The sequence below is a fragment of the Treponema denticola genome, from assembly GCF_024181645.1.
Lineage (GTDB): Bacteria > Spirochaetota > Spirochaetia > Treponematales > Treponemataceae > Treponema_B > Treponema_B denticola_A.
Genome location: NZ_CP058624.1, coordinates 1,936,085 through 1,958,107 on the forward strand (window position 1 = coordinate 1,936,085; position 22,023 = coordinate 1,958,107).

General features: G+C 34.2%; 21 protein-coding genes. 7 read left to right on the top strand and 14 right to left on the bottom strand.

The features are described 5' to 3' along the window. The first annotated feature begins 72 nt into the window (after window positions 1–72). The 5 genes from HO345_RS09020 to holA all read left to right on the top strand — a co-directional run bounded on the left by HO345_RS09020 (window position 73) and on the right by holA (window position 6,077). A complete protein-coding gene (locus tag HO345_RS09020) occupies window positions 73–1,389 on the top strand; it encodes a hypothetical protein (protein WP_253682602.1) in 1,317 nt (438 codons plus the stop codon). 16 nt (window positions 1,390–1,405) lie between these two features. Next, entirely contained in the window at window positions 1,406–2,728 is a 1,323-nt protein-coding gene (locus HO345_RS09025) for a hypothetical protein (protein ID WP_253682603.1), read from the top strand. A gap of 60 nt (window positions 2,729–2,788) precedes the next feature. After that, complete coding sequence (locus HO345_RS09030; protein ID WP_010698761.1) at window positions 2,789–3,445, top strand: hypothetical protein; 657 nt, start codon at window positions 2,789–2,791, stop codon at window positions 3,443–3,445. A 102-nt stretch (window positions 3,446–3,547) separates the two neighbouring features. Beyond that, a complete protein-coding gene (locus HO345_RS09035) occupies window positions 3,548–4,948 on the top strand; it encodes an LPP20 family lipoprotein (RefSeq protein ID WP_253682604.1) in 1,401 nt (466 codons plus the stop codon). Window positions 4,949–5,060: 112 nt separating this feature from the next. Further along, the gene (holA, locus tag HO345_RS09040; protein WP_253682605.1) at window positions 5,061–6,077 is read left to right on the top strand and encodes a DNA polymerase III subunit delta; all 1,017 of its coding nucleotides are present in this window, start codon (window positions 5,061–5,063) and stop codon (window positions 6,075–6,077) included. 6 nt (window positions 6,078–6,083) lie between these two features. On the opposite strand, the gene HO345_RS09045 is transcribed toward holA, so the two are convergent. From HO345_RS09045 to loaP, 14 genes are all read right to left on the bottom strand, one after another. Further along, entirely contained in the window at window positions 6,084–6,929 is an 846-nt protein-coding gene (locus tag HO345_RS09045) for an FAD binding domain-containing protein (RefSeq protein WP_253682606.1), read from the bottom strand. Between the two features lie 5 nt (window positions 6,930–6,934). Next, the gene (locus HO345_RS09050) at window positions 6,935–7,414 is read right to left on the bottom strand and encodes a (2Fe-2S)-binding protein (protein ID WP_253682607.1); all 480 of its coding nucleotides are present in this window, start codon (window positions 7,412–7,414) and stop codon (window positions 6,935–6,937) included. Then, window positions 7,404–9,491: a xanthine dehydrogenase family protein molybdopterin-binding subunit gene (locus HO345_RS09055; protein ID WP_253682608.1), complete on the bottom strand. Its 2,088-nt coding sequence runs from the start codon at window positions 9,489–9,491 to the stop codon at window positions 7,404–7,406. The genes HO345_RS09050 and HO345_RS09055 overlap by 11 nt, the downstream gene beginning before the upstream one ends. A 3-nt stretch (window positions 9,492–9,494) precedes the next feature. Further along, the gene (locus tag HO345_RS09060; RefSeq protein ID WP_253682609.1) at window positions 9,495–10,670 is read right to left on the bottom strand and encodes a DegT/DnrJ/EryC1/StrS family aminotransferase; all 1,176 of its coding nucleotides are present in this window, start codon (window positions 10,668–10,670) and stop codon (window positions 9,495–9,497) included. Window positions 10,671–10,727: 57 nt separating this feature from the next. Next, on the bottom strand, window positions 10,728–11,177 hold the full coding sequence (locus tag HO345_RS09065) for a hypothetical protein (RefSeq protein ID WP_253682610.1): 450 nt from the start codon (window positions 11,175–11,177) through the stop codon (window positions 10,728–10,730). A 4-nt stretch (window positions 11,178–11,181) separates the two neighbouring features. Further along, entirely contained in the window at window positions 11,182–12,021 is an 840-nt protein-coding gene (locus HO345_RS09070) for a CPBP family intramembrane glutamic endopeptidase (RefSeq protein ID WP_253682611.1), read from the bottom strand. Between the two features lie 4 nt (window positions 12,022–12,025). After that, the gene (locus HO345_RS09075; RefSeq protein WP_253682612.1) at window positions 12,026–12,862 is read right to left on the bottom strand and encodes a CPBP family intramembrane glutamic endopeptidase; all 837 of its coding nucleotides are present in this window, start codon (window positions 12,860–12,862) and stop codon (window positions 12,026–12,028) included. A 256-nt stretch (window positions 12,863–13,118) separates the two neighbouring features. Beyond that, window positions 13,119–14,402, bottom strand: coding sequence for a S41 family peptidase (locus HO345_RS09080; RefSeq protein ID WP_253682613.1), 1,284 nt, complete (start codon window positions 14,400–14,402; stop codon window positions 13,119–13,121). Window positions 14,403–14,679: 277 nt separating this feature from the next. Then, window positions 14,680–14,868: a hypothetical protein gene (locus HO345_RS09085; RefSeq protein ID WP_253682614.1), complete on the bottom strand. Its 189-nt coding sequence runs from the start codon at window positions 14,866–14,868 to the stop codon at window positions 14,680–14,682. A gap of 200 nt (window positions 14,869–15,068) precedes the next feature. Next, window positions 15,069–16,238 (bottom strand): PDZ domain-containing protein, encoded by a 1,170-nt coding sequence (locus HO345_RS09090; protein ID WP_253682615.1) that lies wholly within the window; start codon window positions 16,236–16,238, stop codon window positions 15,069–15,071. A gap of 90 nt (window positions 16,239–16,328) precedes the next feature. Next, on the bottom strand, window positions 16,329–16,571 hold the full coding sequence (locus tag HO345_RS09095; RefSeq protein ID WP_253682616.1) for a hypothetical protein: 243 nt from the start codon (window positions 16,569–16,571) through the stop codon (window positions 16,329–16,331). A 531-nt stretch (window positions 16,572–17,102) separates the two neighbouring features. Then, on the bottom strand, window positions 17,103–18,446 hold the full coding sequence (locus tag HO345_RS09100) for a S41 family peptidase (RefSeq protein ID WP_253682617.1): 1,344 nt from the start codon (window positions 18,444–18,446) through the stop codon (window positions 17,103–17,105). 6 nt (window positions 18,447–18,452) lie between these two features. Beyond that, on the bottom strand, window positions 18,453–19,940 hold the full coding sequence (locus HO345_RS09105) for a polysaccharide biosynthesis protein (RefSeq protein WP_253682618.1): 1,488 nt from the start codon (window positions 19,938–19,940) through the stop codon (window positions 18,453–18,455). Beyond that, a complete protein-coding gene (loaP, locus tag HO345_RS09110; protein WP_010692412.1) occupies window positions 19,937–20,464 on the bottom strand; it encodes an antiterminator LoaP in 528 nt (175 codons plus the stop codon). Before loaP ends, HO345_RS09105 begins: the two co-directional genes overlap by 4 nt. A gap of 297 nt (window positions 20,465–20,761) precedes the next feature. Between loaP and HO345_RS09115 the strand changes: the two genes are divergently transcribed. After that, window positions 20,762–21,532, top strand: a complete 771-nt coding sequence (locus HO345_RS09115) for a threonine/serine exporter family protein (protein ID WP_253682619.1) — start codon at window positions 20,762–20,764, stop codon at window positions 21,530–21,532. Next, window positions 21,532–21,984, top strand: a complete 453-nt coding sequence (locus HO345_RS09120; RefSeq protein ID WP_253682620.1) for a threonine/serine exporter family protein — start codon at window positions 21,532–21,534, stop codon at window positions 21,982–21,984. The genes HO345_RS09115 and HO345_RS09120 overlap by 1 nt, the downstream gene beginning before the upstream one ends. The last annotated feature ends 39 nt before the right edge of the window (window positions 21,985–22,023 follow it).

Here is a 22,023-nt window from a genome sequence, read left to right on the forward strand (position 1 = left end):
GTAAATCGTATATATTAGCAATAAGATACTAATAATAAGCTAAGGAGAAAGGCAAAAATCCCCTTAAAAGAAATGAATAAAAAACTTTTTTTTGCCATTTTAATCATATTTTTTTTCTCAAGTTCTTTTTATGCTCAAAAAGTCAGCGAAAAAAAGGATATTGCCGTCTTTGCAACTTCCTATTACGGCCGGCATATTCCAAGCGAATTTATTGAAATGATTGATGAAGCGGTTATGAATGTTTTTTTTAACCTTGAACGTTTTAATATAATAGGCTTGGAATATAGGCTTGCCTCAACAGACGTAGACATATTTATTGAGCTTATAAACCGCTCAAGAGAAGAAAACACAGAACTGCCCGAATCCGTTTTAATGGGCTTAGAAGCCTTTACAAAAGAAGACTGGGAAAAAACAGTCAATTCTTATTATGTGGTGATGCCTATAATTACAGATTATTCAATTTCGATGGAACGATATGATGATTTGTTTTTGGGAGAAACGGACGGATATAGGGTAGAAATTGCTTTGGAATTCTACATATATTCTTCAAAAGAAGATTTAAGAGAAAAAATTGATATAAACGTAAGTTCCATAGACAGAACCTATGAGAAAGCATACAGCACGGCACTTAAAAATCTATCGGAAAAATTGGATCTTGAGCTGCGTAAGATAGAAGCCTTTACCATAAAAACAGGCATAATCAAGACAGAAAAAGGAAGCGTTCACTTTGAACTCGGAAAAAAAATGGGTGTCAAACTTGGAGACGAATATGTTGTTTTGAGTGAGGACGGCAAAAAAGAGATTGGCTTAATTGTCGTTACAAAAACCGAAAATGACTTTTCTAAAGGCTTAATCCTTTTTTCAAAAAAGCCCTTAAATTTAGGGGATTCTATTAAAGAGGTTCCTCACGGCCCCTTTGAATACAGGGTTTACGCTCTGGGAGAATTCGGCTTTTTCTTTACCGAAAAAGGTTTATATGACGGAGGCGGGACCTTCGGCATTAATCTTTCGGGAACGAGAGGCTTTTACCGCTTTAGACCATGCTTCGGAGCCGAGATGACATTTGACTCTCAAAGTCCTAAAATTCTTTCTATAGGAGCACCTATAACCATATTCGGCGGTACCGAAATAGGAAATACATATCTTAGGCGTTTACAAATCTTGCCTACAATTCAATTTTATTATACAATGATTGTAACCGATTCTAAAAAAAGTTTTCCGATTCCTGCAGGAGCCGGACTTAAAGCCTTTGTACATACAAGTTTTCTTGTAACAAAGAATTTTAAGATAGGAGGCGACGTGGGCGTAAAAACGGGAGCAACCTTTTATAACGGGATAGGAGGAATCTTAAGATTTACCGCCGGAATCGGCTTTACAATTAAATTATAATTTTAGGAGATTTATGATGAAAAAGATTTTACTTTTTTTGTTTTTAACTGCACCTATTTTCTTTTTTTCATGTGCAAGTATTGAAGATGCCTTAGACGTAAAAAAACCGACTTATAAGGAAACAAAAGAGTATACTTCAATGGGAGAGGATTCTTCCCTTTTACGGGCTATAAATAATGCAAAAGTGGGAGCAATAAGGCAAGGAGTTATCGACATTATAGGCCTTCAAACTGAGCAGGCTAATTACCAAAAAATTAAAAGTATCATATATGATACCGAATATCCGAATAAATATGTAGTAAACGAAAAAATGGACGTACTGCAAAAATCCAAAAACGGAGAAGTATACATAATTAAAATTAAAATCCCCGTAAAAATGAATGAGGTTTCAGCAGCTCTTTTATCGGCAGGTATAAGCTCCGGTAGTCCCTCAAACGGAGCTTCAATGGATGATATAGTTTTCGGAAACGGCAAGACTCAAGAAAGTTTTAATGCCGCACAAAAACCTAAGGATGCAGACCTTATTTTAAAAGAAGCCCAAGCTTCTGCCGAAGGCAAAAAAAATCTTCAATTTTTAAATAATTATATCGAAAACATGACCTACATGGTTTTTGATGCCGAAGAATCGGATGCCGATAGATTTTTACTTAAAGCCGCAGTAGAAACGGGAAATGCCTTTCTTTTAAAACAGGGATATAGAGCAATAGACTCAAAAGAGGTCGAAAAGCTAAAAAAAGATAATGCCCTCATTTACCAAGAAAGCACCGATGAAGGAATGTCGGCTATTCAGTTGATAGCCCAAAAGTTAAACGCCGATGTATATATGGAAATTGATGCTGTAACAGAAGGCGGTTATGAAACAAGCGGCTATTACGGTTCAGCAAAGATAACCTTAAAGATATTCAATCCGTCTACAGGAGAGTTACTCGGTTCCGTTCCGTACACAAGCCAAAAAACTTTTAGCCGAGTAAGCAGCTATGATGCTCAGTCTAACGCAATTCAATCCGCAGTAAACAAGGCTCTGCCCATGGCTGTCGATCAGGCAAAGATTCTTTTAGCCAAGGCCTATTCCCGCGGAATACGCTATGAAATTATCATAAACGAAACACCTGACAGTAAGAGCATGGCACGTTTTAGAAAAGCTTTAAGCGGAAATGTAAACGATATAAAAACTTTATATCAATCCTCGGCACAAACAAAATATGCAGTTTCATTTTTCGGAACTATTGATGACCTTGAAGCCGTCATCTACAATACGGCAGATTCAGTTGCGGGTTTTGAAAATATAAAATTGGTAATGCTAAGGGGTAAGACCTTAACATTTAAATCGGGCTTTTAAATTGGACGTACATTACGCCTAATTTTAAAAATATATTTGCATTATTTTAGGAGGCAAGATATGAAAAAAGCAATTAAGATTATGTTCCTTGCAGCAGTTGCAGTTATAGCCTTAGCAGGCTGTGCAAACAAATTAAAACCGCTTGGAACAGTTTCGAGCAAGGTTAAAAAGCCTGAAATGCTCGACCACAAAAACCTTAAATGGGATAAGCCTGTTCCCGGCTGGGTTGCAGAAGAACCCAATGTCATCGAAAAAACTGATGACTATAAGGGTAAGGATGTTTATCTTTTTAAATTTGAGTCGCCCAGATCAAAGAGCTTGGAGGGAGCCGAGCTGTGGACAAGAGATTTTTCGGTCCCTTCCGAAATGGCCAGAATGGTTAAGGTAAGAGTAGAAAGCAAGGCAGCCGCTGCTGCTGCAGGCGATAAGGATAAGATTGAAGGTTATCTTGAAGATATAGTCAAAACGATTACCTCGACAAAACTTTCCGGCTTTAAAAAAGAAACCGATTATTGGGTTCAGATGAGATACTTTGATGCCGATGGAAATCCTGATGGAGATGACTATACCTATTTAGTTTTATACAGCATCTCCAAAAAAACCTTGGATAAACTCATCCAGAATGCAATCAACGGAGCAGATGAAGATAAACCTAAGACCGAAGAAGAGAGAACTGTACGTCAAAGAGTAAAAGAAGCTCTTTCAGAAGGTCTGTAAATCTTTTAAAAATACGGAAGAAAGAAAGGCCTTTATTAAAAGCTATAAAATTTCTTTCTTCCGTTTATCGCTTAAAAATCATCTATAATAAACACAAAGACTATGCAGAAAAAAAAACAACCATTAAAAAAATTACTTTTACTGATTTTAACTTTAGCTTTATTCTCATGTGCAAGTTATAAAAACAAACCTGAGGAACAGGTGCCTGCTTGGATAGAAAAGGTGCCGGCAAGCGATGCAAATTACGAATACTTTACAGCCTCAGGAACAAATAAAAATTTTACCCTTGCAGAGGCGGACGCAAAAAATAATCTTATAAACGAAATCATACAGTATTTAGGAGTTTCAATAAAAACCGAAACGACAACGACAGCCTTAGGTTCCGTCGAAAACCTTGAAAAAATATTAAAATCGGAAATTTCTCAGTCTTCTGCGGCTAATATAAAAAAATTAAAAATCAAAAACCGCTATACCAAAAAAAACAAAGACAGCCTTACCGTCTATCTTTTGGCCGAATACGATAAAAATGAACTCCGCAAAGAAAGAGACCGCTTATTAAAAATTGCAGAAGAAAAAATTTTATCGGTGAGTGAGCCTCAAAAAAAGGCGAATGATTTTTTTGAAAGTAAAAAATATTATTCTGCTGCCCTTTATTACGCTAAGGCAGCCTCTGCCGCATTGAGCTCCGGCATAGAAAACGGGGATATAAAATTTAGGCAAAATATTTCAAATGCAAAAGAAAGTTTAAAAAAGATTAAGCTTAATTTGCAAAAAGACAGCCTTGAAAATACATCAAACGAATTTTTAATTCCTATCAATATAGGAACCTTTGAGGAGAGAGTTCCCTTATTAGTCAGCTATAAAACAAAGATAAGAAATACTACCTCCATCATAATTGAAGGCATTGAAACGGATCAAAACGGAACTGCAAATTTTATTTTGCATGATGAAAAAATTGAACCCAAAGCCCGCATAAGAATAGAGTTGGATATTTCCGAAATCAAGCAAATACTCGGATCAAAAGATTTTGATGAATATCAAGAAGCCCTTAAGGAGCTTCAGCAAACAGTTTTTAAGCAAATAATAAATTTTGAATTTAAAAAGCCGGAAAATAAAATAAAAAAGGAAAAAGAACAAAAAGGGACAGTTTCACTTTTTATTGAACAAACTGACAGTAAAAACGCAATCACTGAAGAAAAAATTTTGGATATTTTAAAAGATATGAATTTTAAAACCATATCCGCAAAAAACGAAAACCAGTCCGCAGATTTTATTATTTATGCAAGGATAGAAACCGATGAAGTCTCAAAAGCTGCCGACGGATTTTTGGTAAGGCTTAATGCAGATATAGAAATAAAAAATCCGAACACACAAGAAATTTTTTATAAAAAAAATATAAGCAAAAGGGGCGCCGGTTTTACCGAAAAAGAAGCACAGAGATCGGCCTCAATTGCTATAGCAAAGGCAATAGCCTTAGCCTTTAGCAAAATCGTCGACGAATAATATAGCAGCTGACAAAGTTCTATATTTATTGTATACTGATGGGCATCTCTAAAAACTGAAGTTTTTAGAGGTTCCCTGATATTTGTAAACATGTTTTTTTAAGGAGAAACAATTGGCAAATCCTGTTTGGCTTTTTATGGGGCCTGAAATCGGAGAAAGAAATACAGCTGTTGATACGGTATCAAAAACTCTTTCAAAACAATACGGTGATATTGAAACGCATACTGTCTATGCAGGAGATACCGGCATGGGAGATGTAATTTCTCTTTTACAAAATGCATCTCTTTTTTCTTCTGCAAAACTCATTATATTAAAATCCGCAGAGCTTATCAAAAAGAAAGAGGACATTGATTTACTTACCGACTGGATTCAATCGGTTTCAAAGAAAGAAAACACAAGCGATTCTTTTTTAATTTTAATTTCCGATGAAACATCCGTTGCAAAAAAAATAAGCGATACCGTTCCTAAAACTCAGCAAAAAATATTTTGGGAGCTTTTTGAAAACAAAAAACAAGAATGGGTGCGTTCATTTCTTTTTAGAGAGGGCATTGAGATTGAAGATGAAGCAGTTGATGAGCTTTTGGAATTAGTTGAAAACAATACCGATGCTTTAAAAACGGCCTGCTCTCATTTGGTGCTCTATTTTCAAAAAGGCTCACATATCGATCAAGAGAATATCGAAAAACTTTTTGCACACAATAAAGAAGAAACTCCATTCAGCCTTTTTAATGCCTTAACAATGGGAAGCCTTGAAACAGCCTTGTCCATAAGCCAAAAGATAATACTTTCAAAAAATTCTTCACCGGTTCAAATTATTGCAGGATTAAGCTATTGTTTTAGACGCTTACAAGACTGGCACAAAATACATAGAGATAATGAATACCTGGATGATTTTGCTTTGAAGCGTTTCGGGTTTTCGGGAAAAACAGCATTAGCACAATACAAAAGAGCTGCAAAGCTTTGGAATGAGGTCCAGTGCGTAAAAATAATCGCTCTTTTATCGGAAACGGATTTAGAGTTACGGTCTTTAGGCACAAGTCTTCAAAACATAGTTATGGATATGTGCTTATATGAAATAGCTTGCAAGTCCGGAAATAAAATAGAAAAATATACCGCAGATAATATTTAAAACGCTTTAAGTCAGATTGTATAAATTATCTTCAAGTAAATTATAAAAACAAGAATTGTGAAACTCCGAAGAAAATTGTTCAGGAGTAAAAATCTGTTTTGCTTTTTGCATAATCACAGGAACTTCAGATTGAGAAAGAGGCAAAGACCTTCCTAAAAGCAAGTTATCGAATTCCTTATTTCTTATAAGTTTATCCGATGCAAAAAACAACCTCATATCGGATAATATATTTTTTTGAATGAGAATTAAAAATAAAAATGAAGCCGTATCACTTCCTATATATCCCGGAGTACCAATCCTTGTATAAAAACTTTTTGTCCATGTTTCATTGGGAATTCTAATTCGGCTGATAATATATTTTTCTTCTCTCTTTTCGGCATAGCTTTTATCAATGTATTTTGCAAATGGTACCCATTCAATATTTTCAGCTGTTCTGATTTCCAATTTTGCATCAAGAGCTAGCATAGGCAAAAAGGTTCCTGAAAGAGGATTTGCCGTTGCTATGTTGCCGCCTATCGTTGCAAGAGAGCGTATGGCATTGTTCGCTATTTTTTCTACAGCATAATATAAGGAAGGCGGAATATTTTTTTTACCCAAATCCAAAATTTCATTTAATGTAACGGCAGCACCGAATTCGAAATAGCGCTCGGTTTTTGAAATAACTTTTAATTCAGGTAAAAAATTTAAATCCAAAATATGTTCAGGTAAATAGATCATTTCATCGGTCTGATGGTTTAAAAAACCTGTTGCACCGGCAATAGGTTTTATATTTGAAATATTTTTTAAGATAGTCTGCATTTCCTGCATATGGCGGGCTCTATAGACAATGCTATTTTTAGTTAATTCAGTCATAAGTTCTATTTTCTCCGTTGATTTTTACTTATTTTTTCAATAGCCGAAAATAAATCTTCAAAGCTTGTACACCGGCACATTGTACTCGAATAATATTTTCTTATATTGTCTTCAGCATCGGGAGCATCAATATCTATATTGGAATTTAAAATTGCATATGTAAAAAATATTTTCCCTGCATCGCAAAAGCCGCACATTTCAACGCCGGCTTGATCAAAGCCTGTCGCAATTATTTTATATTCTTCTGTTGTTTTAAAATATTCCAAGGTTATTATGTTTTTCCCTTCAACATTAAAAACTGGAATAAAACATGCAGGCACGGGTTTATCGTCCATTAAAACGGTACAAGCTCCGCACTGACCGCTTAAGCATGAACTTTTTAAGCTTAGAAGATTAAACTCTCTTCTTAGCACCGATAAAAGTCTTTCATTTGCAGGAGCATCAATCTGAACTGCGGTTTTATTTAAATTAAAACTAATCTTCATCTATAGTCTCACTTTTTGTAACGGCATTAAAAATATCTTCAGTAAAAACAGGTAAAAAATCGATTCGCTTGTGGTTAATCATAATTTGGTTAAGTGCAGAAATATACGCTGCAGGAACAAGGCTTTCTGCTAACTCTCCCAAGCCTCGAGTTTTTAATTCGCTGTCTAAAATAAAATCTCTTATAGGAGGAATCGCTCCTGTTGTAATTATTTTATAATTGGAAGGAAGCAAATTATTTTCTCTAATGTCTTCTACGGAAATACTTGAAACTGCATTTGCAATTGTCTTATGAATATTTCTATGCACCATTTTTTTTGAATATATTTTTCCGGGATCACATGCAAACCAAATACCTCTTACAATAATTTGATAGGTACTAGGATCAAGTTCAAGCTCAATAACACAAGCCCCGGGAGTTTCCGAAATAAAAGGATTACCCGTTAAAGTTTCGTTATCCCAATCTTTAGAACGCGGCAGTTTGTAGGTTTTACTTACTGTAATTGGAAGAGGCTTTCTAAACCTTTGGTTTTTTATTCCCGTACAACATTTTTCAATAAGGCCTGGCAAAATACTGATACCGCAAGAGGCTGTTGCAGCTCCTGTAGGGATCATCTCATCGGTTGAAGCGCCTAAAAAAACAATTTGGCTGTCTTCAACTTCCAATTCTTTTGCAATCTGTTTTTTTAAAATACGCTTTAAGCCCTCCGAGGTGGGGTCTGCCTTGACCAACACCTTATCGTCTTTTGTTAAAGTTATTTCTGCACTATAATTCATACCGGATTTTACAAGAATATGTAAACCGTTATATTGGCAGCCTACGGCAACTCCTATGCCCCTCCAATTTCCGTCATAACGGTCTTTACGGCTCTTATTCATCAATCTATAAGCATAAAATTTTCTATAAAAATCGCTGGTGTTACAAACAGCCTTTAAGATATTTTCAAAAACAAAATCTTCTTCTTTTTTTATTCCAGTAATTGTTTTTTGACCTACTTTTAAATTATTTTGAAGTCTAAATTGAATCGGACATAAATCCAGCTGTTCTACTATTTCACTGATATGTTTTTCCAATGCAGAGCTTACATAAGAATCCCCCCAACCTGAAAATAAACCCGTCAAACCTTTTTCAGTCTTTATTGCAACAGCACTAATCATATAAACGGGCAAATGATAAATACCGGCAGCAGTTACGGTCATTTGTTTAAGCATTTGAGTTATAAAAGGATTAAATGAACCTGCATCCACAATTATCGAAACATCCATAGCCGTAATTTTTCCCAATTCTGAAACGGAAGTTTTATGCTGAATTATAACGATAGGAGCCTTTGCCGTATATAAAAAATCTTCTTGCCGTGAAAATTCAATTACTATATTTTTTTTTGTTAAAAACGATGCTATAGAAACTTGTGCAGCAAGTAAAGCAGGAAACCAAATTCTTCCGTCAAGAGATTCGGCTTCTGCATGTGAAACTACATTTATCTTTTCTTTAGGTACATCTAAAACATTACAAACGGAAGTTAAAACCTGATAAGGCCATTGAGTTGCAAGATGAATTTCAAGCCTGTCATCAACCCAGTTTGTTTTAACGCAAGCTGTTTCCGCATGATAATGATATCTTTGCTTAAAAGAAAAAGTAGAATAAACTACTTGTGAACTTTTTTCAAAAACCTCTTCAGCATTTCCCGAACTTAAACTTTCCCTAGAAACTATAGGATAGTCAAAATAATTTTTTTCTTCTTCTTCAAAAGTAAATTGAGCCTTAGGACGTGAAAGATACTGGGTTTTAATTTGAAAAAGATTTGAAAGCTCTAAAAGCTTTTTTTTATCGGGGCCTGTCAAAATCCCTACAGCTTGGCCTGCATATTCTATTTTTTCATCGGCAAAAACAGGGATTTCTGTTTTTAAAAAGCTGATTGAATTTTTCCCGACAATATCCTTTGCAGAAAAAAAAGAAAAGCCTTCAGGCAAATCGGGAATTTCTATATCTATAATTTTAGCATCTGCATCAGAAGAACGTATAAGACATGCCCATTCCTGATTTTCAAATTCCAAATCTGAAACAAAAGTTTTATCCATAAATTAACGCCTATTCAATTTCGCAAGTTTAATTACCGTTTCGATGACATAATCGGCATCACCTTCGCTCATTGAAGGATAGAAGGGCAAACTTAAACTTTGCAAATATTTTTTATTCGATTCCGGAAAATCGGAACTATTTAAACCGTATCTTTCTTTTATATAAGACATTTTAAAATGAGGTATAAAGTGCATCGAAATACCCAAGCCTCTTTCTTGTAAGGCTTGACCGAACTCATCTCTTCCTATTTTTAAAGCTTCAAGGTTCAACCGTAAAATATAAAGATGCCAGGCATTTCCTTCTCCATCGGGAGGAAGAATAAAAGAATCGTTACCTGCAAATGCGGTATTATATTTTTCTGCAATTTTTTTACGCTGCTCAAAAAAAGTTTGAGCCTTTTTAAGCTGCACCCTTCCTATTGCAGAAAGAATATCGGGCAGGTTACACTTCCAGCCCTCAGCCGTAACATCGTACTTCCATGAAGCCTTTGTGTCGGTGTACCTGTCCCAGATTGTGCGGTTTATACCGTGAGAACGCATAAGTTTTATACGCTCTGCAATTTTCTCATCGTTGGTACAAATCATTCCGCCCTCGCCTGTCGTAATCGTCTTTGTCGCATAAAAAGAAAAAACGCCGCAGGTGCCGAGAGTTCCGGCATAACCTTCTTTAGTCTTTGAAGGAAAAGCATGAGCCGCATCTTCTATCACGGCAACGGAATATTTTTTTGCAAGGTCATTTATCGCCTTCATATTACAAACATTTCCCGCAATATGAATCGGAACAATGGCCTTTACGTTCTTATCTTTTTTTAATATAGTTTCGATTTTTTCAGGGTCTATACTGTAAGAATCTTTCTCGATATCGGCATAAACCACATCGCCGCCTAAGTGCATGGCAGAAGTTGCCGTAGAAATAAAGGTATAGGGACTTGTCAAGATTTTAGTTCCACTCTTTATACCGCAGGCATCCATTGCAAGCATGAGTCCGCTTGAAGCCGAGTTGACGGCAAGGGCTGTCTTACTTCCCGTAAAGGAAGCAAATTCTTTTTCAAACTCAAGGGTTTCCTTCCCCGTAGTAAGCCATCCGGAGCGGAGCACCCTCATCAAGGCTTTTTCTTCTTCTTCAGAAAAGGAAGGAGTAAAAAAAGGAATTATTTTTTTAGCCTGAACATCTTGCATACATCTTAGTCCTTTGCCGCATAAAATCAACAACAAAGTATACTAAAATTTTAAGAATTATGCAATAAGACGGATTTTTCGTAATTTATAAGTATTAGATTCTGTAAGCCAATTTATTCTAGCAAACAGTGCTAAGCGAAATATTTTATATAGATTATTAAATATGTTATATGAAAATTCAGCATTTATAAAAAACAGATTGGTTTTCCCTAATTGTTGATTTGATTCTACTTCTAAAGGCGAGAAAAAAAATGCTAACCCTGTGTCAGCATCTGATAGGTTTATATCAAATAAAGTTCCAGAACCATATAGGATTTGTGAATCTTTTGAAAAACTTCCTGCAATGTTGATGTGTCCAAAATCCCACGAGGGAGCAAAATCGAAAGCAAAAAGCAAATCAGCACAGCAAAAAATATAAATCAATACACTCATAGCTAATATTTTTTTTGTGATAATTTTTTTAGATTGAACAACTTTCGTTATTTTCCTATTTTTGTTATACGGCATAAAATCATTCCCTTATAATGAGTGCCTTTCTTCTGCCGAAATACCTAATCCCTTCGGCAATAAGCATAATTACACCGGCAAGCATACAAATAAGAGTAAGCATAACATATGCGCGCCAGTCTAATAATATATATATAACACCACTCATCAAATTATGTATAGAATGGAGTAAGATACATGCATAAAGAGATTGTGTCTTTTCATAACAATAGGCTGATAGTAAACCTCCCACCATTGTTACAGTAATCTGTATATAGCTTCCATGTAAATGTATCAAGCCGAATAATACCGCAGAAACAAGAGCGGCTATTTTTGCATTAAATAATTTTTTTGTATCATAATAGATTACTCTCCTAAATATAAGTTCTTCATATATAGGTACTATGGTAAGAGTCATTATAAATCTCTGAATAACAAATGGCTTGTATATAAAATAGGTATTAAATATAGTACGGACGGTAAAACTCTCTTTTCCCGTAAATCTATTTAAAAAATAAATAACCGAGCTTTGTATAGTGTTCTTAAAATAATTAAAACCGCTGAATAAAACCCATGCTATAAGTGTAGTTATAATGATATCAATCAAGTATACTTTTATAACCGTAGAAAACTTAAAAGGCTTAAATTGTAAAAGATTTTTATTTTCTTTATACCGTTTAAAGGTTATGATTGCAATACCAAGTACCGTATATACAAGAGTCTTGAGTATATACCAATATTCTTCCTTATACATAAGTACATCTACATATATAATCTCAATAATAAAATATGCGGTAAAAGCTTCAATTATAATCGATATAAACCAATAAAAAACGGTTAAAATCTTCTTTTTGTTATATGGCATAAAATCATTCCTTTATAATGAGTGCCTTTCTTCTGCCGAAATACCTAATCCCTTCGGCAATAAGCATAATTACACAGGCAGGCGTAAAAATAAGGATAAGTATAACATATGTTTGCCAATTTAATAATCTACGCATAACAACGGCTATAAAATTGTGTAAAGAATGGAGAAAGATACATGCATAAAGCGATTTTGTTTTTTCATAACAATAAGCTGATAGTAAACCGCTTACAATGGTTCCAATCACTTGTGCATAGCCTCCATATAAATGTATTAAGCCGAATAGTATTGAAGAAACAAGAGCGGCAATTTTTGCATTAAATAATTTTTTTGTATCATCATAGATTACTCCCCTAAATATAAGTTCTTCATATATCGGTGCTATGATAAGAGCCGTTACAAATTCATAAATAATTAATGGCTTGTATATAAAATTAGTATTAAATATGGTACGGACGGTAAAGCTTTCTTTTCCCGTAAATCTGTTTAAAAAATAAATAACCGAACTTTCTATCATATTTTTAAAATTACCGAAACCACGAAAAATCCATGCTATAAGTGTAGTTATAATGATATCAATAAAGTATATCTTTATAACCGTAAAAAACTTAAAAGGTTTAAATTGTAAAAGATTTTTGTTTTCTTTAAACCGTTTAAATGTTATGATTGCAATGCCCAGTACCGTATACCCAATAGCCAGAATTATATACCAGTATTCTTCTTTATACATAAAAACATATACATATATAAGATCAAGAATAAAAAATGCAATAAAGGCTTCAATTATAATCGATATAAACCAATAAAAAACAGCTAAAACCTTCTTTTTGTTATATGGCATAAAATAGTACTCCTAACAAGTGATGACACTGTTACGGCTTCACTTATAAGTATAGAGCAGCCCTGCTTATTTGTCAAGGAAAATTTATAGTATTTTCTTTACATAAATTTACAATTTTATTTATTTTTAATAACCGCAAGGAACACCAAGGGAAAAGATTATTAAGAAAAACCGTAGGTTTGTCTTAATGACAATCCATACCTCTAAATCAGGGGAGAAGAAAAACTTTTGCTCCATCAAAAGTTTGTCCTCTCCCCTAATTTGTCTTTTCCCCTAAATTTTTTATAATTTCCAAGCAGGTTCCAAGGGCACTTTTGCCGGGAAGATTATAAATATCAGGAGCAGTACCTGTTTCATCAGTACAGTATCCGTCTTCGGTTAGGCCGTACATAAAATCAAACTTTATCAGTAAGCCGCTGTTGGGAAGAACGATGTACATAGGCGATTTACCGTTTGTTCCGGAACCTCCCGTATTAGTCCCGACAACTGTTGCAAAGCCGATTTTTTTACAGACATAAGCAAAACGGTCAGCTCCTGAATATACATCACTGCTTATAAGCAGCCAAAATTTTTTATCTTCACAAGGCTTGTATCCGTTAATAGACTGAGGTTCAATTACATCTTCCAATTTATAAGCCTTATCATTTTTTACGGTACCGCAGTTTTCTATATTCGTAATTTCATGCTTTTCTATTTTTGTTATATCCCTATAATCTTTAAAAAACATTTCCAAATAAGGATTCGTATATTTATTTTCGCTATAAAGTCCGTAAGAAACTATATTCATATCTTTCTTTATATTAGGAGATATTATTGCTTCATAGTTACAGGTATACCCGCCTCCATTATTTTGTATGTCTATTATTATGTGTTTATAATTTGCCGTTTCAATAAAAAAATCTTCCAAGACTTTTAGATATTCTTGACGATCCTCTACCTCAGTTATAAGAAAAGAATTGATTTTTATGTATGCAATATAATCAGTATCTATTATTTTTGTGTATGGTTTTGAGTACTTACGATCACTCATCAACGGAGGATTTATATTTTTAAAATCATCTGCATATAGCATATCTTTTTTACCGGCAAAAGCACCTGTTTTAGGCATTGAAGCATAAAAATTATCTATCAAAGTTTTTTGTTCACGCAATGGAAACTGAGCTATAGTCTGCTTAAATATTTTCTTATAATCAAAATAATCTGAAGGATAAAGATGGCCTATATATCTGTTTCCTGTAATTTTTCTGCATAAATCACCATAGAAAGAATAATATCCATGCTGCATCATGGGATCCGATAAATACCTATATCCTGTCTGTCTTATTTGTTCTAAATCAATTCCTTTGCGTTCACATACTTCAGTAAAAGGGTACCCGTTATAAATAAAATCCCAAAAATATTCATAATCAGCTTTCATTTCTTCGGCAGAAATAAAACCTGATATTGTATCACGTTTTTTTGAGATAAAAATAGACATTACAATAAATAATAATATAAGAAAAGCTCCAAAGGCTTTAAGTATTAGTTTTTTCTTTTTCATTTTATTATACCTATAGAAAGACTACACAGCCTAGAAGGCCGTGCAGTCCTTTCATTGAATCATATTACCTTACTGATTGGAATACGAATTACCTCAAATCTTTTAAAAAGACCTTACTTTAAGTGTACCATACTTTTGCAATATGTCAAGTATTTTTTACATAAATTTTTTACATAAAATTATAATTTTTAAAATATTTCTAAAATCAAGTTTTTAAGATAAAGTTGTATTTCCAGTTTTATAAGTGATATCTGTAGATGTTCCACTTGAAGAAAAACTAAAACAGTCTTTCTCTTGCAACTACATACAACGGACCGCCGAGTAGTATAAATATGGGAATTGCAAAAGCAAACCAAATCCAGTCATACCAAGAATTTACAAATAAATAATGTATGAACGGAATTAGAACAAGAGTTGGTATCGACCATTTTAAGCTTTTTTTTAGATATAAAAAATATTTTTTCATAGTTTCTCCACAAGAATAAAATTTGAAGATAAACATTAAGGCTGAATTCCTGCCGAACTGTTTATCATACTTCCTATTTACAAGTATTTTCCAAAACCATACTAAAATTTTAAGAATTATGCAATAAGACGGATTTTCGCAGTTAAATTAAACGGTAAAAACTTTTGCTCCATCAAAAGTTTGTCCTCTCCCCTAAGATTTTACAACATCTTTCTAGGCTTTATTTTAACCGTCTTCTCTTTACCATTGGAATCGATGAAAGTAACCTTCAATAAGTTTTTCCCAAGCAGCAAAGTTCTGATAGAATCTATCGTATATGATAATACGGGTTTTGAATTTAGATGAGTTATCAATGTCCCTGCTCTAAGGCCTGCAATCCATGCAGGAGAATTTTCAAGTATTTCAAGTATTTCTAAATTTACACCATTAATATTTGCATTAATAATACCATTTACTTCCATATCTCCATTTATAAATAAACTAAAATATTCACTAGGCAAGTTTTGCTTATAATATAGCATAAATTTATGTTCATTTCGTAAATCAATCAGCATATCAAATCGTGCCAAAAATTGAGTTCCAATAATACCTTCATTTTTTACTTCATCATGAGTATGCGTTTTAAATATCTTATCATTTAAAGCTATCCCCATAATCTCAACACTATTTTTACGCACTAGCTTAAAATCTCTATTGTAAGGGGCCGAATAAGCTTTTGAGATATATACCTTAACAGAATTTTCTCCCTTATCCAACACAATATTTTGAGATAAACCGAATGAAAAAGAAGCTCCTGTATCGATCAAGGCTTTGTATGTATTTCCATTAATTTTTACAGGAATATACAGTCTTAAATCTTCATAAGTTTCAGATAGAATCGGTAACTTATTTTCATAATAATTAGGTATTTTATCATAAATACGTATAACTGAGTCGGTCATTGAAATTTCAAATATTTTTCCATGAAATATATCCATCCCCAAAATACCTGCTATACCCGCAGAAAAATTGTCTATTATAAGCGGATTATTAGTAACAGTAAAATTATACCTACCCGACAATAAATTACCTGCAAGCGTTATATTTGACGATGAATACATATTCATAGTCAAATCCATATTTCCTATCCAGATATTTCTATTTTTTTGAGAAACTGTAAAACCACTATAGTTAACCTCATTGTCAAAGATCATCGACATATCCGAACCAGTATCAAAAGTAAAATAACCTTTTTTCTTCCCAAGTTCCGCATAAATAAAAATAGCCTGTCTTTCAGTATCATAGTAAAAAGGAATTACGGTTATTTCCGAAGCAAAGCCTAAAATATTTACAAAAATAAAAAAAATAAGTAATAAATATTTCTTATACATTTCATCATCTCATTTCAAACTACTTAATCCAAGCCCCCATGATAAAATAAACACCTATTTACTTATCCATGGGGGAATGAGTACAAATATTTAGAGCTTTATTCTAACTCCAAATGTTACTCTATCAAGATTACCACGACCAAAACCAAAATCTTGAGTATAGATACTGCCTTTTTTTGAACCTCGTTCATTAAAATCAAAAGACACACCGAGATCAGCATAGCATTCTACAGATTTTCTTTTGTATGAAAAACCAAGAGGAGGTCTATAACCAAATCCTTCTTTTACGTTATCAGACAAATCTATGCCCCAGTTACGTCCTCCATCAACCATTACCATCTACGTTTCAGACACAGGTTGAAACCCATTGTTCAATAAATTATTCATAAAAACTCCTTTGTTTAGGCTCCTACACCTAAACTTACATTTAGTATTATGTTAAGTATAGTATACTTTATTTATTTGTCAAGTACTTTTTACAAATATTTATAATATTTTTTATATTTTTATTTATTTTTTTTATTTTTAATCAACAACCCCGACACAGAGCATCGGTGTACAATGCTCAATGTTTCGCATTGTATGTTCTATAAGGTGGTTGCAATCGGCTTTAATACCCTTTGTTACGACGCAAAGCGTCGGGGTATTAAACCCTCCGCACGAATAAACCGCAGCGAACGCAACGGGAAAAGATTATTAAGAAAAACCGCAGGTTTGTCTTAATGACAATCCATACCGCTATATTAGGGGAGATTTTTAAGAGGGGGGCTAAAAAATGTTCCCCTCTTAAATGGCGTTTTGAAAAGATGAGGGGTTATAGGGGAGAAGAAAAACTTTTGCTCCATCAAAAGTTTGTCCTCTCCCCTAATTCGTCTTTTCCCCTAATTTTCTTATAATTTCCAAGCAAGTTCCAAGGGCGCTTTTGCCGGGGAGATTATAAATATCTGGAGCAGTACCTGTTTCATCCGTGCAATAACCGTCTTCGGTTAAGCCGTACATAAAATCAAACTTTATTAGTAAGCCGCTGTTGGGAAGAACGATGTACATAGGCGATTTACCGTTTGTTCCGGCACCGCCCGTATTAGTGCCGACAACTGTTGCAAAGCCGATCTTTTTACAGACATAAGCAAACCGGTCCGCTTCCGAATATACGCCGCTATCTACAAGAAGCCAAAATTTTTTATCTTCACAAGGCTTGTATCCGTTAATAGAACGGGCTGCAATTATTTCTTCCAATCTATAGGCCTTATCGTTTTTTACAGTACTGCAATTTTCTATATAAGGAACTTCATGCCGATTTATTTTTTCTGATTTATAATTTTTAAAAAACATATCCAAATAAGTATTCGTATATTTATTTTCGTTATAAAGTCCGTAAGAAATTATATTTATCTCTTTATTTATATTGGGAGATATTATTTGTTCGTAATTTTCAGAATGTCCGCCTCCGTTATTTTGTATATCTATTATTATGTGTTTATAATTTGCAGTCTCAATAAAAAAATCTTCCAAGGCTTTTAGATACTCTTGTTTTTCTTCTGCTTTCGTTGTAAGAAAAGATTTGATTTCTATATATGCAATATGATCGGTCTCAATAATCTGTATAAACGGCTTTGAATATTTACGAGTTCCTATTAATGAAGAATTTCTATTACTAAAACTGCCGATATTTTTATCACTAAGAACCTCTACTTGATATATATGAAAATAAAAGTTATCTATCAAAGCCCGCTTCTTAATTAATGAAGTATCAGCGGAATCATTTTTAAATATCTTTTCATAATTAAAATAATAATCAAAATAATCGGAAGGATAAAGATGACCTATATATCTATTTCCCGTAATTTTTCGACATAAGTCTTTATAAAAAAAATAATGCCCGTATTGCATCATAGGGTCCGTTAAATATCTATATCCTGACTGTTTTATTTGTTCTAAATCCGCTCCCTTGCGTTCACATACTTCGGTAAAAGGATAGCCCTTATAAATAAAATCCCAAAAATATTCATAGTCGGCCTTCATTTTTTCGGCAGAAATAAAACCTGATATTATATCATTTTTTTTCGATACATTAAGAGCTATTACAACAAACACGGAAACAAAAATAAATATTATAAGGCTGATTATTAATTTTTTCATATTAATTTTTTTAATCATTCGACGAAATTTTATTTTTATTATCTCATAGATGAACAATAAATTATTCAATTTTTATTACTCCTTTTTATAAATTAATAATTTATTTTCTTCCAAAAAATTGCGCATCTTTTCTTTGTTGCGGAAATCGTCTTTGTGTTCTTCACTATAAAAACAAAACGGATAAAGGGTATTTAAAATTTCATTTAAGTTTTTAGAATCGAATTCTTTTTTATCGCAGAGACGCATGATTTTTTCATAATCAGTTTTTTCAAGATATTCGGTTGATGACCAAAGAGGTTCTTCCAAACGCTCCCCCTCTCTGGGGCCGATTATTTCTATCTTAATATCCTTCTCAGGTTCAAAACCCATGTAACTTATCAACTGCTTTGCCGTCTCATAAATATTTACAGGTTCTCCCATGTCGAGAAGATAGGACTCACCCGATTTTCCGACACCGCCTGTCTGCAATACCAATGAACAAGCTTCCGGAATTGTCATAAAAAAGCGGATCATCTTTTTATCGGTTACGGTTACGGGCCCTCCGTTTTGTATCTGCTCTACAAAAAGCGGAAAGATAGAACCACGCGAGCCCAAAACATTTCCGAAGCGGACAAACATGTAGGCTGAATCTTTTTTTTCTTTTACGGTTTCGGCAGCCTGCAATACCAATTTTTCGCTTAATAGTTTTGAAACGCCGTAAACCGAAACAGGCTCAACAGCCTTATCCGTCGAAATTAAAACAAATCGTTTTACTCCGAATTCGATGCAGGCATCCAAAAGATTCTTTGTTCCGAAAACATTGTTTTCGATAACCGCAACAGGATTTTCTTCCATCAAAGGAACATGTTTATAAGCCGCCGTATGAAAAACCGCATCACATTTTAATTGCTTAATGATGTAGCGCATGTACTCGCGGTCTTTTAATTCACCTATAACCGGAACAATTGTCGCCTTGTCGCCGACACCTCCTGCCTGTAATATCTTAAGCTCCTTATAAATTTGATAAATTGAATTCTCTCCGTGTCCGAAAAGATAGAGGCGCTCAGCACCGCCCGATAAAAGCTGCCGGCAAAGCTCGCTTCCGATAGAACCTCCGGCGCCCGTAATTAAAACGCGCTTTCCTCGCAGATATGCCAAACTCTTTTTTAAAGAAATTGTAACGGGGGTGCGGGTAAGCAAATCCTGCGGATCTATTTCGCGGGCTTGTACCAAATGGGCTGAACCGTCAATGATTTGCGAAATTGCGGGCAGAAGTTTTATCTTTGAAAAACCTGCCGATTTTAAAAGCTCATATATTTCACGCAAGCGCTCGGAACGTATACTTGGAATTGCAATCAGAGCCTCATCACCTGCATCTATCCTTATCAGATGAACGGTTTCGCTTATAGGCCCGAATACCGGAATTCCGTCAATCTTAGTTCCGATTTTTTTAGGATCATCGTCTAAAAAAGCGGCAACCTTACCGAATATTTTTTTTGCCGAAATTTCATGAGCAATCATAGTTCCGGCAAGACCTGCACCTACTATATATATAGAAGCCTTTTGTTTAATAGGACGATTCATTTTTTCTCTTCCTTATTTAGTATTTCAAATCCTAAGTCGATAGAAAAAGCCGTTTGACACATATCCAGACAAACGGTAGCTCTTCCCTTCCTTTTGTTTACTCTTACAATATAACCTTCAAGACCGCTTAAAGGTCCTTCGATAACTTTTATTCTATCATTTTCATCAAATACAACCTGCGAAATTTTTGCAAGACCGCCGAAGGAAATAAATTGATTAAGGATTTCCAAATCCCTTCCTTCTAAAAATCTCGGTTCTTGATTATTGGGTAAAAATCTATAAAAGCCCTTACATCTTTTAAGATGTTGATAAAGCTCTTTAGAAATTTTATCGGTACCTATAAACAAATATCCTGCAAAAACAGGCAGCTGTTTTTCCGTTACCTTACCTGCCTTTCTTATCTTTAAAATCCTTTGAGGAAAAACTATAGAATAAGAAAGCTCATCAAATTTATTTTTAAATTCCGCATCTTCAATAAAATTCTTTTCTTTGCCTGTACTTACCTGAACTACATAATAATCCATATCTAAACAAGTATATCATAAAACCTTCATTGAATCAACTTACCCAGACGCAAGCGTCGGGGTACAGTGCTCAATGTTTCGCACTGTATGTTCTCATAAGGTGGTTGCAGTCGGCTTTAATACCCTTTGTTACGACGCAGAGCGTCGGGGTATTAAATCCTCCGCACGAATAAAGTACTCGCCTTTAATTTACATTTTGCCCTAAAATAAAACCATTAAAAGGATTACTTGTTTTTTTAAATCTCCTGTGCTATATTCTTTTTTAGAATTTAAAATCATTCTTAAATGAGGAAATTAATGGAAGAAGAAAAGAACGAAGCAGTAATTTTTAGAATAGCCCTGACGGCAGGAGAGCTTCTAATAAAAAACGGAGCAGAGATGCATAGGACGGAAGAAACCATTTTAAGAATATGCTCTTCACACGGTATTACCGGTCTTGCCGTTTTTATAACACCGACAGTAATATTGATCGGAAACGATAAGAAGGAAGGCTCAACTTATATTAAAAACATAAAAGTCAGAGGCAGCAATATACACAAAATTTCATTGGTCAACGAATTTTCAAGAAACTTTACTCAAGGTAAAATTTCTGAAAATGAAGCCCTTGAGATTTTAAAAAATATTGATGCAGAAAAAGGTTATCCGTATTGGCTTGTACTAACCACCTCCGGAATAGGCTGCGGACTTTTTTCTGTTTTGCTTGGCGGAACATTAAATGATTTTATAGTTACTTTTATTGCCACCTTTGCAGCCGTTTTTTTAAATGATAGAATCACGCAGTTTTCCAAAACGGTATTTTTAGGAAATTTTATAGCGGGCTTTTTTGTCGGTATAATAACAATTCTTTTTTATCATATAGGCTTTGTAAAAAATCTTGACATGATAATAGTCGGAGCCGTTCTATCCCTTGTGCCGGGAGTTGCCTTTACTTCAGGTATACGGGATTTTATTTTGGGAGATTTGGTTTCCGGAATTGCCCGTACCAGTGAGGCCGTACTCATCGCCGTTGCAATAGCCTTCGGTATAGGTTCTGTTCTTTTCGGTTATTCTCTTTTGGGAGGAATATAATGCCGCTTTACATACATACGATCGCATCATTTATCGCAAGTTTTTGTTTTTGTTTTTTGTTTTCGGTTCCGAAAAGAAATACCTATTTAAGTGCTCTATGCGGAAGTGTCTCTTGGACAATCCTCATATTTTTTCAGAGCATCGGCATAAATTATATATTTGCGACCTTGGCAGGAGCATTGGCCGTAGGCCTCCTGGCAGATTTATTTGCGGTACTCCAAAAAACACCGGTTACATGTTTTATCGTTATAGGCACGATTCCTTTAGTTCCCGGATTTAAGGTTTATAAGACCATGCTTTTTTTTGTTACCGACAAATTGGAAAAAGGGGTAAGTGAGGGTGTTCAAGCTGCCTTTATTGCAATAGCCATATCGGTAGGCTTAATTATTTCTACATCGGTAACCCGCCTTATCAGAGCCCTTAAAAAAAAGGCAACCAGTAAAAAAGGATAAAATAAGAGTATCTTTTAAAAAACAATATTTTTATATTCC

Coding starts and splice junctions, on each gene's coding strand:
- HO345_RS09020 (WP_253682602.1), top strand. CDS start 73: ATGAATAAAAAACTTTTTTTTGCCATTTTAATCATATTTTTTTTCTCA.
- HO345_RS09025 (WP_253682603.1), top strand. CDS start 1,406: ATGAAAAAGATTTTACTTTTTTTGTTTTTAACTGCACCTATTTTCTTT.
- HO345_RS09030 (WP_010698761.1), top strand. CDS start 2,789: ATGAAAAAAGCAATTAAGATTATGTTCCTTGCAGCAGTTGCAGTTATA.
- HO345_RS09035 (WP_253682604.1), top strand. CDS start 3,548: ATGCAGAAAAAAAAACAACCATTAAAAAAATTACTTTTACTGATTTTA.
- HO345_RS09045 (WP_253682606.1), bottom strand. CDS start 6,929: ATGACTGAATTAACTAAAAATAGCATTGTCTATAGAGCCCGCCATATG.
- HO345_RS09050 (WP_253682607.1), bottom strand. CDS start 7,414: ATGAAGATTAGTTTTAATTTAAATAAAACCGCAGTTCAGATTGATGCT.
- HO345_RS09055 (WP_253682608.1), bottom strand. CDS start 9,491: ATGGATAAAACTTTTGTTTCAGATTTGGAATTTGAAAATCAGGAATGG.
- HO345_RS09060 (WP_253682609.1), bottom strand. CDS start 10,670: ATGCAAGATGTTCAGGCTAAAAAAATAATTCCTTTTTTTACTCCTTCC.
- HO345_RS09065 (WP_253682610.1), bottom strand. CDS start 11,177: ATGCCGTATAACAAAAATAGGAAAATAACGAAAGTTGTTCAATCTAAA.
- HO345_RS09070 (WP_253682611.1), bottom strand. CDS start 12,021: ATGCCATATAACAAAAAGAAGATTTTAACCGTTTTTTATTGGTTTATA.
- HO345_RS09075 (WP_253682612.1), bottom strand. CDS start 12,862: ATGCCATATAACAAAAAGAAGGTTTTAGCTGTTTTTTATTGGTTTATA.
- HO345_RS09080 (WP_253682613.1), bottom strand. CDS start 14,402: ATGAAAAAGAAAAAACTAATACTTAAAGCCTTTGGAGCTTTTCTTATA.
- HO345_RS09085 (WP_253682614.1), bottom strand. CDS start 14,868: ATGAAAAAATATTTTTTATATCTAAAAAAAAGCTTAAAATGGTCGATA.
- HO345_RS09090 (WP_253682615.1), bottom strand. CDS start 16,238: ATGTATAAGAAATATTTATTACTTATTTTTTTTATTTTTGTAAATATT.
- HO345_RS09095 (WP_253682616.1), bottom strand. CDS start 16,571: ATGGTTGATGGAGGACGTAACTGGGGCATAGATTTGTCTGATAACGTA.
- HO345_RS09105 (WP_253682618.1), bottom strand. CDS start 19,940: ATGAATCGTCCTATTAAACAAAAGGCTTCTATATATATAGTAGGTGCA.
- loaP (WP_010692412.1), bottom strand. CDS start 20,464: ATGGATTATTATGTAGTTCAGGTAAGTACAGGCAAAGAAAAGAATTTT.
- HO345_RS09115 (WP_253682619.1), top strand. CDS start 20,762: ATGGAAGAAGAAAAGAACGAAGCAGTAATTTTTAGAATAGCCCTGACG.
- HO345_RS09120 (WP_253682620.1), top strand. CDS start 21,532: ATGCCGCTTTACATACATACGATCGCATCATTTATCGCAAGTTTTTGT.